The sequence below is a fragment of the Corallococcus sp. CA053C genome (genome assembly GCF_003611675.1).
In the GTDB taxonomy this organism is placed as follows: Bacteria; Myxococcota; Myxococcia; order Myxococcales; family Myxococcaceae; genus Corallococcus.
This window is the reverse complement of record NZ_RAWA01000045.1, coordinates 1-16,447: the sequence shown is the minus strand read 5'-3', so window position 1 is coordinate 16,447 and position 16,447 is coordinate 1. Positions and strand designations below refer to the sequence as shown.

General features: G+C 67.1%; 17 protein-coding genes. 7 read left to right on the top strand and 10 right to left on the bottom strand.

Annotated features, from left to right (window positions below; all coding sequences use genetic code 11):
• Nucleotides 1–25 precede the first annotated feature (25 nt).
• Nucleotides 26–1,366 carry a trypsin-like peptidase domain-containing protein gene (locus D7V97_RS09005; protein WP_120610193.1) on the bottom strand — a complete coding sequence of 447 codons (1,341 nt, stop codon included), beginning with the start codon at nt 1,364–1,366 and terminating at the stop codon, nt 26–28.
• 259 nt (nt 1,367–1,625) lie between these two features.
• On the opposite strand from D7V97_RS09005, the gene D7V97_RS09000 reads away from it, so the two are divergent.
• The gene (locus tag D7V97_RS09000) at nt 1,626–2,633 is read left to right on the top strand and encodes a HAMP domain-containing sensor histidine kinase (RefSeq protein ID WP_120610192.1); all 1,008 of its coding nucleotides are present in this window, start codon (nt 1,626–1,628) and stop codon (nt 2,631–2,633) included.
• Nucleotides 2,634–2,636: 3 nt separating this feature from the next.
• Here the strand turns inward: D7V97_RS09000 and D7V97_RS08995 are convergent, their stop codons facing one another.
• Nucleotides 2,637–3,674, bottom strand: coding sequence for an agmatinase family protein (locus tag D7V97_RS08995; RefSeq protein WP_120610191.1), 1,038 nt, complete (start codon nt 3,672–3,674; stop codon nt 2,637–2,639).
• Between the two features lie 103 nt (nt 3,675–3,777).
• On the opposite strand from D7V97_RS08995, the gene D7V97_RS08990 reads away from it, so the two are divergent.
• Both D7V97_RS08990 and D7V97_RS08985 read left to right on the top strand, forming a co-directional pair.
• Complete coding sequence (locus tag D7V97_RS08990; protein WP_120610190.1) at nt 3,778–4,167, top strand: MmcQ/YjbR family DNA-binding protein; 390 nt, start codon at nt 3,778–3,780, stop codon at nt 4,165–4,167.
• Nucleotides 4,168–4,324: 157 nt separating this feature from the next.
• Entirely contained in the window at nt 4,325–6,682 is a 2,358-nt protein-coding gene (locus tag D7V97_RS08985; protein ID WP_158623318.1) for a protein kinase, read from the top strand.
• A gap of 778 nt (nt 6,683–7,460) precedes the next feature.
• Here D7V97_RS08985 and D7V97_RS08975 read toward each other — a convergent pair.
• Both D7V97_RS08975 and D7V97_RS08970 read right to left on the bottom strand, forming a co-directional pair.
• Nucleotides 7,461–8,450: an NAD(P)H-quinone oxidoreductase gene (locus tag D7V97_RS08975; RefSeq protein WP_120610188.1), complete on the bottom strand. Its 990-nt coding sequence runs from the start codon at nt 8,448–8,450 to the stop codon at nt 7,461–7,463.
• Nucleotides 8,451–8,479: 29 nt separating this feature from the next.
• The gene (locus D7V97_RS08970; protein WP_233582595.1) at nt 8,480–9,508 is read right to left on the bottom strand and encodes a magnesium transporter; all 1,029 of its coding nucleotides are present in this window, start codon (nt 9,506–9,508) and stop codon (nt 8,480–8,482) included.
• A 24-nt stretch (nt 9,509–9,532) separates the two neighbouring features.
• Between D7V97_RS08970 and D7V97_RS08965 the strand changes: the two genes are divergently transcribed.
• Complete coding sequence (locus tag D7V97_RS08965; protein WP_120610187.1) at nt 9,533–9,736, top strand: DNA gyrase inhibitor YacG; 204 nt, start codon at nt 9,533–9,535, stop codon at nt 9,734–9,736.
• A gap of 123 nt (nt 9,737–9,859) precedes the next feature.
• Nucleotides 9,860–10,939, top strand: coding sequence for a lysylphosphatidylglycerol synthase transmembrane domain-containing protein (locus tag D7V97_RS08960; protein ID WP_120610186.1), 1,080 nt, complete (start codon nt 9,860–9,862; stop codon nt 10,937–10,939).
• Nucleotides 10,940–10,956: 17 nt separating this feature from the next.
• Here the strand turns inward: D7V97_RS08960 and D7V97_RS08955 are convergent, their stop codons facing one another.
• Together D7V97_RS08955 and D7V97_RS08950 are read right to left on the bottom strand one after the other, a co-directional pair.
• Entirely contained in the window at nt 10,957–11,430 is a 474-nt protein-coding gene (locus tag D7V97_RS08955) for a hypothetical protein (protein WP_120610185.1), read from the bottom strand.
• Nucleotides 11,431–11,547: 117 nt separating this feature from the next.
• On the bottom strand, nt 11,548–11,802 hold the full coding sequence (locus tag D7V97_RS08950; RefSeq protein ID WP_120537964.1) for a ribbon-helix-helix domain-containing protein: 255 nt from the start codon (nt 11,800–11,802) through the stop codon (nt 11,548–11,550).
• Between the two features lie 387 nt (nt 11,803–12,189).
• Here D7V97_RS08950 and D7V97_RS08945 point away from each other — a divergent pair, with 387 nt between their 5' ends.
• The gene (locus D7V97_RS08945) at nt 12,190–12,762 is read left to right on the top strand and encodes a TMEM165/GDT1 family protein (protein WP_120610206.1); all 573 of its coding nucleotides are present in this window, start codon (nt 12,190–12,192) and stop codon (nt 12,760–12,762) included.
• 51 nt (nt 12,763–12,813) lie between these two features.
• Here D7V97_RS08945 and D7V97_RS08940 read toward each other — a convergent pair whose 3' ends face one another.
• Nucleotides 12,814–13,863: an NAD(P)-dependent alcohol dehydrogenase gene (locus D7V97_RS08940; protein ID WP_120610184.1), complete on the bottom strand. Its 1,050-nt coding sequence runs from the start codon at nt 13,861–13,863 to the stop codon at nt 12,814–12,816.
• Between the two features lie 136 nt (nt 13,864–13,999).
• Here D7V97_RS08940 and D7V97_RS08935 point away from each other — a divergent pair, with 136 nt between their 5' ends.
• Nucleotides 14,000–14,503, top strand: coding sequence for a DUF1579 domain-containing protein (locus tag D7V97_RS08935; protein ID WP_120610183.1), 504 nt, complete (start codon nt 14,000–14,002; stop codon nt 14,501–14,503).
• Here D7V97_RS08935 and D7V97_RS08930 read toward each other — a convergent pair.
• Genes D7V97_RS08930 through ogt form a run of 3 tightly spaced genes read right to left on the bottom strand, consistent with a single transcriptional unit; the run spans nt 14,439 to nt 16,442 of the window.
• Nucleotides 14,439–15,056 (bottom strand): bifunctional 2-polyprenyl-6-hydroxyphenol methylase/3-demethylubiquinol 3-O-methyltransferase UbiG, encoded by a 618-nt coding sequence (locus tag D7V97_RS08930; protein ID WP_120610182.1) that lies wholly within the window; start codon nt 15,054–15,056, stop codon nt 14,439–14,441. The genes D7V97_RS08935 and D7V97_RS08930 overlap by 65 nt on opposite strands.
• 19 nt (nt 15,057–15,075) lie before the next feature.
• Complete coding sequence (locus D7V97_RS08925) at nt 15,076–15,897, bottom strand: isocitrate lyase/phosphoenolpyruvate mutase family protein (protein WP_120610181.1); 822 nt, start codon at nt 15,895–15,897, stop codon at nt 15,076–15,078.
• A 38-nt stretch (nt 15,898–15,935) separates the two neighbouring features.
• Nucleotides 15,936–16,442, bottom strand: coding sequence for a methylated-DNA--[protein]-cysteine S-methyltransferase (gene ogt / locus D7V97_RS08920; RefSeq protein WP_120610205.1), 507 nt, complete (start codon nt 16,440–16,442; stop codon nt 15,936–15,938).
• Nucleotides 16,443–16,447 lie beyond the last annotated feature (5 nt).

Sequence of the window (16,447 nt, the reverse complement as noted above, 5' to 3'; positions counted from 1 at the left end):
CGATCCTGGAATCCCCGCGCGACGACTACAGCCGCTGTCCTTCAAATGGCAGCGTCACGTGGTAGCCGTAGCGCCCGCGACGCACGAGCAACAACACGCTACGTCCCCGTCGCGCCGTGAGCAGGGCTTCACGGAAAGTGTCAGCGGTGGGAACCGGCTGGTTGTTCATTCGCAAGAGCACGTCCCCCGCCTCCAGACCAATCTCCGACGCAGCGGAGCCCGGCCGCACCGCGGAGACCGCCATTCCGTTTTTATTCTCCTTCACGCGCAGTCCTAGCCGCTCCCACGCCAGCGTTTCGAGCAGGCGAGCTGGAAATTCAACCGGCGTCACCTGCACCGTGCGGTTCGAGCCTGCTCGGAAGAGCACCAAGGGGAAGACCGAGCGGGCCGGATAACCGCGCACGCGCGAGTCGAAATCCTCCGCGTCCTGGATGCGCGAACCCCCCAGCTCCGCCACTACGTCACCGCGTTGGACACCCGCCTGCGCGGCCGGACTGTCGGGCTCCACGTTCGTCACGACGGCGCCGTAGGTGCGATCCCACCCGAGCTTCGCGGCGATCTGCGAGGGGAGATCCGCCGTGTCCATGCCCACCCACGCGGGGCGCACCTTCCCGAAGCGCGTGAGCTCGTCGACGATGCGCCGCACCTTGTCCGCGGGGATGGCGAAGCCGATGCCCTGGCCGTTCGCGTAGATGGCGGTGTTGATGCCGATGATCTCCCCATCCACGTTGAGCAGCGGCCCGCCGGAGTTGCCCGGGTTGATGGCCGCGTCCGTCTGGAGGAAGTCGTTGTAGACGCGGTCGTCCGCGCGGAACGTGCGGCCGGTGGCGGACACCACGCCCGCCGTCACCGTCTTGCTCAGGCCGAACGGGCTGCCAATGGCCACCACCGTCTCGCCAATCATCAGGTCGGAGCTGGTGCCCAGCTTCGCGGTGGGCAGGGGCGCTCGCGCGTTGACCTTGAGGACGGCCAGGTCGTTGTTGGCGTCGCTGCCCACCACCTCCGCGTCGAACGTGCGCCCGTCCGCGAGCACGACGTGGATGGCGGACGCGCCCCGGATGACGTGGTCGTTGGTGACGATGATGCCCGACGCGTCGATGATGGCGCCGCTGCCCAGGCCCTGGATGCGCTGGCGCGTCTGCGGCTCCTCCACGCCCTGGCCGAAGAACTCCTCCAGTGGCGAGCGGGAGCGGCCGCGGAAGCGCGACTCCACCTCCTGCTCGGTGCCGATGTAGACGACCGCGGGGGAGACCTTCTGGACCACCTCCACCACGTCGCTGCGGCGCCGGGAGAGATCCGCGTGCGCGGGAACCGCCACCGCGAGCGCCACCAGCAAGAACCCCCACAGGATGTGTGCTGCCCTCATGCCCTTCCTCCGTACGCCGCCTGGGATTGTCTCCCGGAAGACAGTCTGAATGTCGGGAAGGCCCCAGCCATTCCCGGGGTGTCTGGAAGCGGCGTCCGGCTCTTCATAGACCAGAAGACGCAACCGTGAACGAGCACACTTTCAGGCACAACGTCCTTGCCCCGGGTGGATTGCAAACCGGGGCGCCGGGGAGGAGCCTGAGCTGCATCCTGGCGCGACATGCTGCTCACGCCCGTGGGGGCCGAGGGAGTTGTTTCACATGAGTCTCGTCCTGGTCGCGGATGATGAGCCGGCCGTGTTGGAGGTCCTGAGCCAGGTGGTGGAGGACCTGGGGCACGACGTCGTGCGGGCCCGGGATGGCGAGGAGGCGCTGGTGCTGGCGCGCGCGCGCCGACCGCAGCTCGTGGTGACGGACCACATGATGCCGCGCATGAGCGGCATGGAGCTGTGCAGCCGGCTGAAGCAGGAGCCAGGCCTGCGCGACGTGCCCATCATCCTGTTGAGCGCGGTGCTCCAGCAGGGCTCGCCGGACGCGACCGCGTTCCTCAACAAGCCGTTCGAGATCACCGACTTCGAGGCGCTGATCCGCCGCTCGCTGGAGAAGCTCCCGGGCGCGTCCCGCGAGCCGGAGACGCCCGTGGAGGCGCTGGGCCAGTGGGTGGCGCGCACGCTCCAGGGGCCGCTGGAGATCGCGCGCGAGCAGCTGCGCAAGCTCCAGGGGCTGCCGCCCCCGGGCCAGCTCGCGGTGGATGCGCTGGGCCTGCAGCTCCAGTCGTTGGAGCGGATGGGCCAGTACCTCCAGGACGCGGCGCGCCTGAGCGCGGGCAGCCTGACGCTGCGGCAGGTGGAGGGCGACCTGCGCTCGCACCTGGAGGCGTCGGTGGAGCGCTGCCGCGAGCGGGGAAGTGGGGTGCCGGTGGAGGTGTCGGTGCCCGGCGAGCCGGTGGACCTGCGCTTTGATCCGGACCGCCTGGGGCAGGTGTTCGACGTGCTGTTGTCGAACGCGGCGCGCCAGGGTGGGGTGCGCGTGGAGCTGCGGGCGTCGGAGGAGCGGGTGCTGGTGCGCGTGAGCGACCCGGGGCCGGGCATCCCCGAAGCGGAGCTGCCCCGGCTGTTCCAGGCCTTCCCGGACGGACCGGCCCGGGGTGAGTCGCTGGGCCTCTACGTGGCCTCGGAGCTGGCGAGGCTGCATGGGGGCGCGCTGTCGGCCGAGTCGGTGCCCGGCCGTGGCGCGACGTTCAGCGTGTCGTTGCCGCGCGTGGCCTGACGCTCAGGCCTGCTGCGACTTCAGCATCCAGCCGATCATCTTGTAGAGCAGCCGGGCGCCCACGTTGGCGTCCCACTCGCTGCCCTCGGGGTCGGGGGCCACCTCCGTCAGATCGAAGCCGACGATGGTGCGGCCGGAGCGCACGACGCCCGCGACGAGCGCGGTGGCCTCCGGGAAGGACAGGCCGCCCGGAACAGGGGTGCCGGTGTGCGGGCACAGCACGGGGTCCAACCCGTCGATGTCGAACGACAGGTAGACCTGCTGCGGCAGCTTGTCGACGATCTGCTTCACCTGCTGGTTCCAGGGCAGGCCGTCGAAGCGGTTCTGCTGGAGGGTGGCGTCGAAGAAGGCCTGGATGCGACCGCCGGACTGCTCGATGTAGCGGTGCTCGTTCTCGCTCATGTCGCGCAGGCCCACCTGGACGAGCGTCTTCACGCCGGGGATGCGCTCCGCGACGTTGTAGAAGATGGACGCGTGCGACCAGGTGAAGCCCTCGTACGCCACGCGCAGGTCGGCGTGCGCGTCCAGGTGGAGCACGCCCATGCCGGGGTACTTCTCCGCGTGGGCCTGGATGATGCCGAAGGAGATGGCGTGGTCTCCGCCCACGGCGGCCACGCGCTTGCCCTGCTCCAGCCAGTGCTTCGCGGTGCGGTAGACGTGGTCGTTGAGCTTCTCGCTGAACACGTTCACGTCGCGCGCGGCGGCGAGCAGCTCCGGCGTGCCTTCTTCAATGCCACCGGCCTCGATGACGATCTGCGCGCGCTCCTTGGCGCGGGTGTTCCACTCGTGCAGCTCGGAGGGCGCTTCGAGCATGGCGATGCCGCGCTCGTAAGGGCGGCCCGTCTCCACGTCGAACAGGTCCACCTGTCGGCTGGCGTCGAGCAGGGCGGCGGGCCCGTCGGACGTGCCGCCGCCGTAGCTGGTGGTGGCCTCGAAGGGCACGGGGATGACGACGACGTGCGCCTCCTCGGGCGAGTGGGGGAGGCCGAAGATGCCGGAGCCCGGCTGCGCGGCGGCCGCGGGGTCGAAGTGGGTAGCCATGGCGGCGCAGGATACGGTTCCGCCCCCCGCACGCAACGGCTTCCGTGATGCCTGCCCGCCTGGGGGCTACAGTCCGCCCCGAGGCAGAGCCAGGAAGGGTGCGATGGCGACGAAGCGGGCAGGGCCAGCGAAGCGCAACGGTCGGCTCACGGTGGACGATGTGCGGGAGCTGGCGCTGGCGCTGCCCTCGACGGAGGAGCGCCCCTCGTACGGCACGCCGGGCTTCCGGGTGGGCGACAAGCTCTTCGCGCGGGTGCTCGACGAGGACTCCATCGTCATCAAGGTGGACTTCGACCACCGGGAGGCGCTGTTGCAGTCAAAGCCAGACGTCTTCCGGGTGACGCCGCACTACCAGGACTGGCCCATGGTTATCGTCCAGCTCACCACCGTGGACCGGCCGCTGCTGCAATCGCTGCTCAAGGAGGCCTGGCTCCGGTGCGCTTCACAACGACTTCGGGCACAGCATAGCGCCAGTCCGTACAAACAGCGATAGATCAGAACTCCGCCAGTCAACTGGGTCCGCTTGGACTCGTCGACATGGGCGCATTCGAAAATTAGGATTCGCCACGTTGCAAAGGGGCTGGAGGTCGAAAGTCCTGATTGCGGCAATCATCACCGATCACATCTCGATATGTCTACTTGGAGGGATGATGTTTGACAAAAAGCAGCCAAGTCATGTTGCCTTTAGAGGAAAGGTTGCCGAGAGGACAACGCAGGTTGTTGCCTGGATTGGTGCCGGACTAAGCGCTGATGCTGGGGTTCCATCCTGGGCGGGACTAAAGCAAAAGCTCTGGCAGGCGCTGAACGACAAAAATCAGACAAACGAAGATGCGGAGCGAAAGAGAGTTGCCGGGAAGCTTCGCTATCTTCGGGATGAGACTAATTATTGGCGGGCTTTTGAGATGCTGTCGGAAGAGCTGGGGGCCGCGACTTACAACGCCGTAATCAGGCAGGCGCTCGACCCCGCTCTTTCGGCAAAAATCCCCAAAACATGTGAGAGTCTCTGGAAAATCCGTGTCAATGGGATTCTCAACATGAACCTAGACAGGCTGGCGACGAGAGCGTTCAACGCGCAGCATGTGGGGGAAGTTGTACATGAGGTGAGCGGAAAACAGGTTGCAGGAAGCGCCCATGTTCTGTCCGGGCATCGTCCCTTTATCGCTAATTTGCACGGCACGATGGATGATTCGTCCACGTGGGTCTTTCGTCAAGCCGAGCTGGACAAACTATGGTCTGATGAAGGCTACAAGGCTTTCCTCTCGGCCTGCCTAATGACACGAACAGTTCTGTTTGTTGGACTGACGGCTGACGATACGGCCGTAGGCGGCCATCTCGAGAGGCTTAAAAGCTTTAATGTTAAGCCCGAAAGTCTCTTCTGGGTGACGAATCGTAGAGACACTGCAACTGATAGGTGGGCCGAATCAGTTGGCATGAGGCTTATTAGGTATGGTTCGGACGATTGCGGGCATGGCGAGTTGCAGGAGTTTTTTGACGATCTGGTCTCATTCCGGTCTGTAGATGAAGTCCCGCCTCCAGTGTCGCCTCAAGTGCCTGTTCATGAGGTGTTGCCGACTCTTCCCACTCAGGCCGAACTCATGGTGCTAGACGCGGAAGAAATCCGAAAAATATTGAATGCTCACGCGGCAGAGATACTCGCCCCGCAGACTGAAGATGCCTATGCAAGATATGAGGAGTTTTGCGATATTTACGATCAAGCCATTTATCGGGCTTGGTATGTCAGCACGAGCGCGCCGTTCAATAGGCTCCTTGGTTTCACGCTGACGGAGCGCATTGCAAGTGGCGCATTTGGTACGGTCTACCGTGCTACTTCGCCTGATGGGCAGTCGCTCGCGATAAAGGTTTTGCATGAAGGAATCAGGAAGCAGCAGAACCTGCTGAGAACTTTTAGGCGCGGGGTGCGCTCCATGCAGATATTGTCATCCAATAACGTAAAAGGAATGGTTCCCTATCTGCAATACTCCGAGATTCCGGCATTCGTCGCGATGGAGATGATTGAGGGGCCGAACTTAAAGGAAGCTGTCGAGGCGCAGCAGATAAATGAATGGGGAGATCGGCTTAGGATTGGAAAGCAAATTACCGAGATTATCCTCTCCGCCCATCATCTCCAGGCAAGGGTCCTTCATCGCGATATTCGTCCGCCGAATATTATGCTTAGGGATTTTTACCAAGCGCCGGAGTTAAGTGAAGTTGTGGTTCTTGATTTTGATTTATCTTGGCATAAAGGGGCTTCTGAAAATTCTATTGTTTTTGGCAACTCCCTGTCGGGCTATCTTGCGCCGGAGCAGCTTTCTCGTGCAGGAGATGTGTCAACAAGAAATGCGGCGGTTGATTCATTTGGGCTCGGAATGACGCTTTACTTCCTGGCAACGGGAAATGAGCCGCTGTTTGGGCAACACCAGCACCGCAACTGGGGGGAGACTTTGGGAGAGTTGATTGCTACTCAGGAGTGCAATCAGTGGAGGTCGTTGCCAAATAGATATTCACGACTTGTTGAGCGTAGTACGCTGCATAAGCAGAGCATTCGCTGGGGTGTCTCGGATGTCCGCTTGGAGCTTGCGAGGTTGCTTTCTGTTTGGACTGATCCCTCGACTGTCGATTCCGCCGAGCTTCTCGCGGAAGAAATATTGGCACGGAGTGACTATGTTCGCCGGTATAAATGGAGCGACGAAGAGCTTTCTGGCGAAATAGAGCTTCCAACTGGGGTTTTTATTAGGGCGCGTGGGCGGGAACTTGAAAAGGAGATTGTTCTGGAGGTTTCATGGTCTGCAAGTGGCACGGAGGATCGGAAGAATTTGGTCAAGTATCTCCCTAAGTCTAGTGATTCAATAATTAGTATGCTGAAACGGGTGGGATGTAAGATTCTCAATTCAAACATTACAAACCAGTCCGTCGATATTGTTGCGACGGCGTCTGTTTATATTGCTCGAAAATATCTAAATGAGTTTGGTGAGGCCATCGACAAAATCACGGGGGCGCTAAGGTTCTGATGGTCCCTGGAGATTATGGGCCATCCGCCGAAGGTGGGCGGAATTCCGGACGCGGTGGGCTTTGAATCCAGGCCTGCCCTCGTGCATGAGTTGCCCCCTGTGTCAGGGAAGTTGTGTGATGCCTGGAGGAACTCATGGACCCGTAGGGTGAAAGTCCCGAGGCGGCAACAGGTCAAGGCCGCAGAGCTGGGGTGGCGCCGACAGGGGAAACCCCTCCGGTGAAGCCCACCGACAAAGCCCCGTCTCAGCGGGGTGAGCGGTAACCGTCCGGCCAATGACGTGACGGATCGCTTGAGGGCGGACGTCGGCCGTGCTCGGCGAGCGCCGCCTCACCCCGCCGCCGGTACACCCACGACTGCAACGTGCTCAGCCTCATGCCTCGCGCCAACGCGAACTCCCGCTGCGTCAATCCGCTGGCCTCGAACGCTTCCGCGACGCGCGCTCACTCCGGCTTCTCCACCTGCTTCGACATGCCCGCCAGCGTCCGTCGCTCCCACTACCCCGGCAATGGCCCGCAACACGTCGTTGGCCGGACGGTTACCTGCGTCCAGGGAGTTCGAGGACTCATATGTGGCACTCCTGCAGTGCGCAGGGACTCCGCTCGCGCACGCCCTGGCGTGGAGTCGCTGGCGACGCCACCACCAAGCCGTTGCCATGCAGTGCCACTATCGTGCTTGGGGAGTCCCTCTCAAACTACGGCTGTAGGACTACCGAGCTGTTGCCCTGCAGTGCCACTACCGGGCCGAGGCTCAATCTGTGACTGTATGATTGGGCGATGTTACTCCCAGCGCACCACGACCTTGCCCACGGTGGTGTTGTCCGCCATCCGCTCCAGGCCAGAGCGGAGCTCCGCCATGGGCAGCACTTCGTCCACCACGGCCTTCAGCGCGCCGGAGTCGAACAGCGGCAGCAACTGGCGCTCCGCCGCCTGCGTCAGCGCCATCTTCTCCTCGGCTGGCCGGCTCCTCAGCACCGTCCCCGTGATGCGCAGCCGCTTGCGCATCACCACGCCCAGGTCCAGGTCCACGCGCGTCCCCGCCACCGAACCCACCTGCATCAGCCGTCCCCGGGGCGCCATCGCCTTGAGCGACTCGGGCAGGTAGTTGCCGCCCACCAGGTCCAGGCACACGTCCGCGCCCCGGCCCCCCGTGGCCTCCAGCACCGCGTCCGCGAACACGGGCGGTGACGACGCGCAGAGCACCGTGCGGCCCACGCCCCACTCGGAGGCCCGCGCCAGCTTCTCCGCATTGCGTCCCGTGCCCACCACCTGCACGCCCATCGCCCGGCAGAGCAGCGCCGCCGCGGCCCCCACGCCGCTCGCCACCGCGTGCACCAGCACCGTCTCCCCGGGCCGCAGGTCCGCCTGGAGCACCAGCGCGTCCCAGGCCGTGAGGTACGCCTCCGGCAGCGCCGCCGCGTCCGCGAAGTCCATCCCGGCGGGCATGCGCAGCACCTCGCGCTCGTGCGTGGTGAGCACCTCGCTCCACGCGCCTCCGCCCACCAATCCCATCACCCGGTCCCCGACCTTGAACTTCCGCGCCCGGGGCCCCACCGCCACCACCTCGCCCGCGTACTCCAGGCCCGGCACGTCCTGGGGCACGTCCAGCGGAGGAGGGTAGACGCCCCGCACCTGGAGCAGGTCCGCCCGGTTCAGGGCGCTCGCGCGCACGCGCACCTGCACGTCGTAGGGCCCGGGCATGGGCTCCGGCCGCTCGTCGAATGCGAGCACCTCCGGACCGCCGGGCTGCGTGATGCGCATGACCTTCATGGCTGGACTCCCCGGGAAACCACCGCTGTTCACAACAACAACCGCGTCACCAATCCGAAGTACGTCAGCAGCGAGATGTTGTCGGACACCGCCAGCACCAGCGGCGCCGACGCCAGGTGCGGATCCACCTTCAGGCGCTTGAACAGGAAGGGCAGCACCCCGCCCAAGCACGACGCCAGCGTGGCCGACACCGTCACCGACACGAACAGCGCCACGGGGAAGCCGAAGCCCGGTGAATAGATGCGCCCCAGGAGCGCCACCACCGTGGCCGCCATCATCCCGGCGAGGCTCGCGGCCACCACCTCGCGCACCACCACCTTCCGGTCCACCTCGCCGTGCGCGACCATCGACGCGGCCACCGCCGTCGTCTGCACGCCCAGGCTCTCCGACAGCACCAGCACCATGGGGATGAAGGCGCTCACCACCACGACCTCCGCCACGGTGTGCTCGAAGAGGCGCGTCGTCGTGGCCGCGAGGAACCCGCCGGCGATGTTCACGAGCAGCCACGGGAAGCGCTTGAGCGCGAGCCGCACCGGCCGCGTCTCCTGGAGCTCCCCCTCGGGCAGACCGACGAAGCGGTAGACCTCGTCGCGCACGCGGCCCTCCACCTCGTCGAAGAGGGTGTCGGAGAACGCGTCCACGAACTGGTTCATCTCCACCACGCCCACGATGCGGCCGTCCGCGTCCACCACCGGGAACGCCAGGAAGCGGTAGGTGACGAAGAAGTCCTCCACCACCGCGTCGGACGCGTCCACCGGCAGCTTCACCACCCGTGTGAACATCAGCGACGCGATGCGCTCCGTGGGCGCGGCGCGGATGAGCTTGCGCAGCGGCACCACGCCCACCAGCCGGCCGTCCGCGTCACAGGCGTAGCAGTAGAAGATCTCCCCGGTGCCGGGGTTCGCGCGGATCTTCTCCAGCGCCTCGGCCACCGTGTCCTCCACGCCCACGGCGGTGAAGTCCCGGGACAGCCGGTCGCTCTGCAACAGCGTGTGAGCGTTCTCCGGGGTCGTCTGCACGGCCGGGCCAAGAAACGTCCTGGCCAGCGCGACCGTCAAGGCTTATCTAAGTCCTCGTCCGCCATGCCTCTTCAGCCGTGTCCCATCTGTCAGAAGCCCGTGGCTCCCCGTCCGGAGAACACGTCCCAACCGTTCTGTTCCCGCCGCTGCCGCGCCGTGGACCTGGGCCGCTGGCTGGGCGAGGAGTACCGCGTGCCCGACCGCCAGGCCGACGAGCGGGAGGACGAAATGCCCTCCGACGGCTCCGACCGCGGCCACGACGCCTGAACGACGGAGCAGGGGAGCGTGCCACCGCAGGCCCTGCGGGCGGGCGGTCAGGGAGCGCTCTGGGAGCAGCCGGGCAGGCGTTCCGCTGGAGTCGCGGGGGGAGTGACGCTATACCCGGCCGCCGTGAAACGCGCCGTCAACCTCATCGCCAGCCTGCTCGTCACCGTTGCCTTCATGTGGTGGGCCTTCCGGGACACGGACGTGTCCACGCAGATCGCCAGCCTCAAGGCGGCCAACTACGCGTGGGTCGTGCCGTACTTCCTGTGCCTCGCCTGCATCCACGTCTTCCGCACGCTGCGGTGGGGGGCGCTGCTGTCGGGGCTGGAGCGCGTCCCGTTCCGCAAGCTCAATGAGGCGTCCGGCATCGGCTTCATGATGCTGCTGGTGCTGCCGTTCCGCCTGGGGGAGTTCGCCCGGCCCTTCCTCATCGCCCAGCGCAGCAACATCCGCCGCAGCGCCGCCATGACGTCCGTGGTGCTGGAGCGCATCGTGGATGGGCTCTTCGTCGCGGCCCTGTTCCGCGTGCTGCTCTTCTTCGTCCCGGTGGAGACCGAAGGGGTGCGGTACGTAAAGCTGGGCTCGTGGCTGATGTTCGCCGTGTTCGGCGGCGGGCTCGTGTTCCTGCTCGTGGGCCTGTGGCACCAGGAGCGCACGGTGCGGCTGGTGCGCGCCACCGTGGGCCGCTTCTCCCCGAACATCGCGGAGAAGGTGGCCGACATCGTGGACACCTTCGTGGGCGCCATGCGCCAGCTCCCGGACGGCAAGCACATCGCGCTCTTCTTCCTCTACACGGTCCTGTACTGGGGCTTGAACGGTGTGGGCATGGCGCTGCTCGCGCACGCCTTCGACTGCTCCGGCGCGGCCCCCGGCGTCGCGTGCGAGCCCATGGGGTTGTCGCTCTTCCAGTCGTACATCGTGATGTGCGTGCTGGTGGTGGGCATCATGATCCCCGCCGCGCCCGGGATGATGGGCACCTTCCAGGCGGCCACCAAGGTGGGCCTGGGCCTGTTCCTGCCCGCCGCGGTGGTGAACGCCCACGGGCTCGCCTACGCCAACGTGCTGTGGCTGTGCCAGACGGCGCAGCAGATCATCTTCGGCCTCATCCTCCTGTCCGTCAGCCACATGTCCTTCCGCGAGCTGGCCGGGAACATGAAGAAGGACGGCGGCGACCCCAACAACGTCAGCCGCTCGTCGGTGGCCTGAGCGGCAGCGCTTGACGACTACGGCGCGGGGGCTTGTGTCGTCCCCGCATCGGGCGCGGGCGGGGCGGGGACCTTGTGGCCGCGCACGCTGTTGCGCACCTGTTCGGTGACGGCGGCGGGATCCAGCGTGCCCTTGAAGGTGCCGAAGGGCGTCAGGACCTCCTGCTCGCTCTTCGCGCCGGCCTCGGAGCCTGGAGGTCCGCACCAGGCCTTGTCCTCGGCCTTCATGGACACGACGGGCGTGTTCACCTCCGCGCGCGTCCGGGTGGTCGACTTGGCGACGAGCGTGTGGTCGCGCATGAGGACGCAGTGGTCCTCGTCGAAGTACCAGGCCGCGGAGCCGTCCGCGAACTCCTGCGCCCGGGCGGGGCCTCTGCCCATGGCGTCCGCGACTTCGGCGGCCGTCATGCCGGGGTAGAGCTTCTCGAAGCCAGGGGTGGCGCAGCCGGTGGCGGCCAGCGCGAGGACGGCGGTCAGCAGGGAGGGACGCATAAGGCTTCCGACCCTAGCGGTTCCCTCCCAGGGGCTCCAGCCAGCGAGCGGAGGCCTACAGCTCCTGCTCCAGCCAGCGGCGCAGCCGCTCCCGCAGCGACAGGGGGCGGCGGCGGCTCATGACTCGCCTTCCGTCTTGGCGGGCATGCGGCCGTACTTGGACAGCAGGTCCTCCACGGCCTCGCGCAGGTACTCGCTCTGGTGGATGCGGGTGCGACGCGCCAACTCGCGCAGCTTGTGCACCTGCTCCTCGGGAACGAGGACGTGGGTGGAGACGATGTCGGCCTCGGGGCTCCGGACCTCACCGGGTTCCACCGGGGACTGGGACGACGGAGCGTCGGGGCTCAGCGGGCTGGCGCTTCCATCCTGCATCGGGGCTTCCTCCAGGCGAGCTGCTGCTACAGGCCGCTACCGACCTGTCCCCGGCATTAGGGGGGCAGCCTCGCAAGTCGTCAAAAAAAGGGACGCCGGCGGGGGAGCGCCCGGAGCGCCGGACGTGCCGGGTTGACTCATCCGGAGCCCGCTGCTACGTGCTGCATCACGTAAGGGGAGTAGTTCACGCCCGCGGCAATGGGCGTCGGGAAGCTCGACACACTGGCTGGTGACAGCCCGGGCCCCCACCTCGCGAAGCGCGCGAGACGAACGAGACCTTCGGACAGGGATTCAATGCTCCCTGGCCGAGGTCCGTCGTGCGCGCTCCTCCCTGACGCGCTCTCCTGACGACGCCTCCGTGCCAGGCACTGGAAGGAAGTCTTCATGATGTCGTGGGAGTCCGTGCTCGGGTCGTTCGTGTTGGTCGCCGCCAGTGAGATGGGGGACAAGACGCAGTTGCTCGCGTTCTCGCTCGCGTCGAAGTTCCGCAAGCCGTGGGTGGTGCTGGCCGGCATCCTCGTCGCCACGGTGGCCAACCATGCGTTGGCGTCCTCGGTGGGCACGTGGGTGTCCACGCACGTGCCCGCGCGGGTGATGGCGTTGATCCTGGCGGTGCTGTTCCTGGGCTTCGGCCTGTGGACGTTGAAGCCGGACACGCTGGACGAGGACGGGGAGAAGCCGCCGCGCTTCGGCGCCTTCCTCACCACCGTGGTGCTCTTCTTCCTGGCGGAGATGGGGGACAAGACGCAGCTGGCCACCATGGCGCTCGCAGCGCGCTACCAGGCGACGGTGCTGGTGACGGTGGGCACCACCGCCGGGATGCTGGTGTCGGACGGGCTCGCCGTCTTCCTGGGGGACCGGCTCGCGGGACGGGTGCAGATGAAGTGGGTGCGGTGGGTGACCGCCTCGCTCTTCTTCCTCTTCGGCCTCGTGTCGCTGTGGGCGGCCTGGCGCAGCTGATGCGGGCGACCCCGGCGCGACACGTCCGCGCCGGGGGCCTGTCGCGAGCGGCTACTTCGTGTGGAGGCTCGCGGTGTCGATGACGAAGCGGTAGCGCACGTCGCCCTTGAGCATGCGCTCATAGGCCTCGTTGATCTTCTGGACGGGGATGACCTCCACGTCGGACGCGACGTGGTGCTTCGCGCAGAAGTCGAGCATCTCCTGCGTCTCGCGGATGCCACCGATGAGCGAGCCGCCCAGCTTGCGCCGCTTCATGACGAGCGGGAAGGCGGCGAGCGGCGTGGGGGTCTCCGGGACGCCGACGAGGACCATCGTGCCGTCCCGCTTCAAGAGGCCCAGGTACGCGTTGTAGTCGTGCGGCGCGGAGACGGTGTCGAGGATGAAGTCGAACTGGTTCGCCAGCGCCTTGAAGGTGTTCTTGTCCGACGTGGCGGCGAAGTGCGTGGCGCCCAGGGCGAGGGCGTCATCGCGCTTGGAGGGGGAGGTGCTCAGCACCGTCACCTCGGCGCCCATCGCCTTGCCCAGCTTCACGCCCATGTGGCCGAGGCCGCCCAGGCCCACGACGGCCAGCTTCTGGCCCGGCTTCATGCCGTAGTGGCGCAGGGGCGAGTAGGTGGTGATGCCCGCGCACAGCAGCGGCGCGGCGCGGTCCAGGGGGAGGCCTTCCGGGATGCGCAGCACGTACTTCGCGTCCACGGTGATGCTCGTGGAGTAGCCGCCGTAGGTGGGCGACCCGTCACGCTCACGGCCGTTGTAGGTGCTCACCATGCCGCGCTCGCAATACTGCTCCTCGCCCGCGACGCAGGCCGAGCACTCGCGGCACGAGTCCACGAAGCACCCCACGCCCACGGCGTCCCCGACCTTGAAGCTGGTGACGGCGCTGCCGACCTGCGACACCTTCCCGACGATTTCGTGGCCCGGCACCATGGGGAAGATGGCGCCGCCCCACTCGTCGCGGGCCTGGTGGATGTCGGAGTGGCACACCCCGCAGTAGAGGATGTCGATGAGCACGTCCTGGGCGCGAGGCGCGCGGCGCTCCAGGGAGAAGGGGCCGAGGGCGGCTTTGGCGCTCGGCGCGGCGTAGGCTTGGGTGGTGGGCAAGTAAGGCTCCAGGGGGATTCAAAGCAGGCCCGCCGGGAAGACCCGGCAGGGCCGCGGAAGCTAACGGAGCCGCGCTGCTGCTGCTGGGGAAAGGGAGTGGACCTGGGCAGGGCCGTCCGGGAGACTCCCGCGCACCATGAGCCAGGAACTTCTCCAGCAGTCACTCTCCGTCGGGGGTCCCCATCACTTCCTCACCCAGTGCGTGGGTGTCTGGGAGGGCACGGCGCGCACGTGGTTCGAGCCGGACAAGGTGGCGGACGAGTCCCCGATCTCCGGCACCTTCCGCTCCGTGCTGGACGGCCGGTTCGTCGTGCACGAGTACACGTCGGCGATGGGCGGGAAGCCGCTGACGGGCATGGCCACGCTCGGCTACCACCTGGACGGTCGGCGGTTCACCATGGGGTGGGTGGACACCTTCCACGTGGGCACCGACCTCATGACCCTGCAAGGGGAGGCCGGCGTGAGCGACCGGTTCTCGGTGCTGGGCAGCTACAGCGCGGGCGAGCAGTCGCCCCGCTGGGGCTGGCGCATCGACATGTCGCGGACCGGACCGGATGCGCTCGTCATCACGCACTTCAATATCGAGCCCGGGGAAGCGCCGCAGAAGGCCATTGAGATCCAGTACCGGCGTCGGGGCTGAGCCGGGCCAGGAGCCGCGCCTCGTGCCGGCCCGCGTCCGTCCAACCCTCGGTGAGTGAGAGGGATTGGAGCCCCTGGAGGCGCGTGGGCAGCTCTCCGTCCTCCAGGAGGAAGCGGGCGGACGGGTGTGGATGTCCTTGCAGGTTGCTCCGGGTGGGCTGGGCGAAGACGAACAGCCCCCCTGGCGCGAGCACCGAGGGGAGCGCGGCGAAGAGCGGCCGCCAGAGGTAGTTCAGACACACGACGAGATCGAACGGGCCCGGCGGCAGGGCTTCCGTCTCCAGGTCCAGCTGTCTGGTTTTGAGGGGCACACCCGCGTCGCGAGCGAGCGCCTCCGCCTGCTCCAGGGCCACGTCGGAGACGTCCACCAGCGTGACGTCCAGGCCGCGCCGTGCGAGCCAGCGCGCGTCGTGACCCTGTCCCCCCGCCAGGTCGAGCGCCCGGCCCGTCATGGGCAGCCGGTCCGCGAGCGAGCACAGGAACTCCGACGGTTCCCGTGCCGCCGGGGCCTGCCGGTAGCGGTCGTTCCAGCGCTGGCGATCGTCCTGGGACACGCGGGGCTCCGGTGGTGCGTCAGCGCCGGGTCATCAGCCCGTTGAGGGTGGGGTAGCTGGCGGCGCCGTTGAACAGCTCGGCGGAGTGTCCCTCGTGCAGGAAGGACTTCGCGAGGGCCTCGGCCCGTCCATAGAGGGATGCCGCGATGGCGATGCCCGCGGAGAGGCGCCGGACGCCCAGCCGCTGCAGCTCCGCGGGACCGGCGAGGTTCGGCCGGGCGAGGACGTTCACGGGCAGGGGAGTGCCCCGGGTGATGGCCTGGATGTCGGCCGCGTCCATGATGCCGGGGACGAAGAGGCCATCCGCGCCCGCCTGCTGGTACCGCGCGGCGCGGGACAGCGTCTCCTCCAGACGGCGCTCGGGCGGGACGAGCTTGCTGTTGAGGAAGACATCCGTGCGCGCGTTGACGAACACGTCGAGCCCCAGGCGCGCCGCGGCCTGCTTCACGCGTTCAATCTTCGCCGCGAGCAGCTCCGGAGGGCTGGCGCCGTCCTCCAGGTTGACGCCCACGGCGCCCGCGGACAGCAGCCGGGCCACGTTCTCCCCGACGGTGGCCGGGTCGTCCGAATAGCCCCCTTCCGCGTCCACCGTGAGGGGCACGCGGATGATGTCGACGATGGCCTGGACCGTGGCGACGAGTCGTTCCATGGGCAGCGCGTCGCCGTCCGGGTAACCCTGGGCCCAGGCGACCCCGGCGCTGGTGGTGGCGATGGCGCGGGCGCCCGCGCTCTCGAACAGGCGGGCGCTGCCGGCATCCCAGGCATTCGGGAGGATGAGCAGCTCAGGGCCCTGGTGCAACGCGCGGAAGGTCTTGGCGGCGGTGATTTGCGTGGAGGACATGGATGGGATTCCGGGCAGGTGAGAGGGATTGAGGGAACTCAGGCGGACGGAGCGTGCGCCCGCTCGTGGTCGAGAAGCCAGCGTTTGCGCTCCAGCCCTCCGGCATAGCCGGTGAGGGAGGCATTGGTTCCGACGACGCGGTGACACGGCACGACGATGCCCACGGGGTTGGCGCCATTGGCCATGCCCACGGCGCGCACGGCCTTGGGCCGGCCGATGCGTTCGGCGAGCCGGGCGTAGGTGGTGGTGGTGCCGACAGGGATCTCGCGCAGGGCGCGCCAGACCTCGCGCTGGAAGGGCGTGCCGGCGGTCTCCACGGGGAGGGCGTCGATGGCGTTCACCTCGCCGCGCAGGTAGGCCTGGAGGGCGGTGGTGCGGCCGGACGGGTCGCGCGCGGGTTCCAGGACGCAGCCCTGTTCGCCGTAGTGCAGGCGCAGGAGCCGGTGCATGCGGGCCTCGTAGCCCTCCCAGTCGAGCGCGCGCAGGCGGCCCGCCTCGTCGCAGACGATGAGCATGACGCCGGTGGGCGTGGGGGTGGAATCAATGAAGA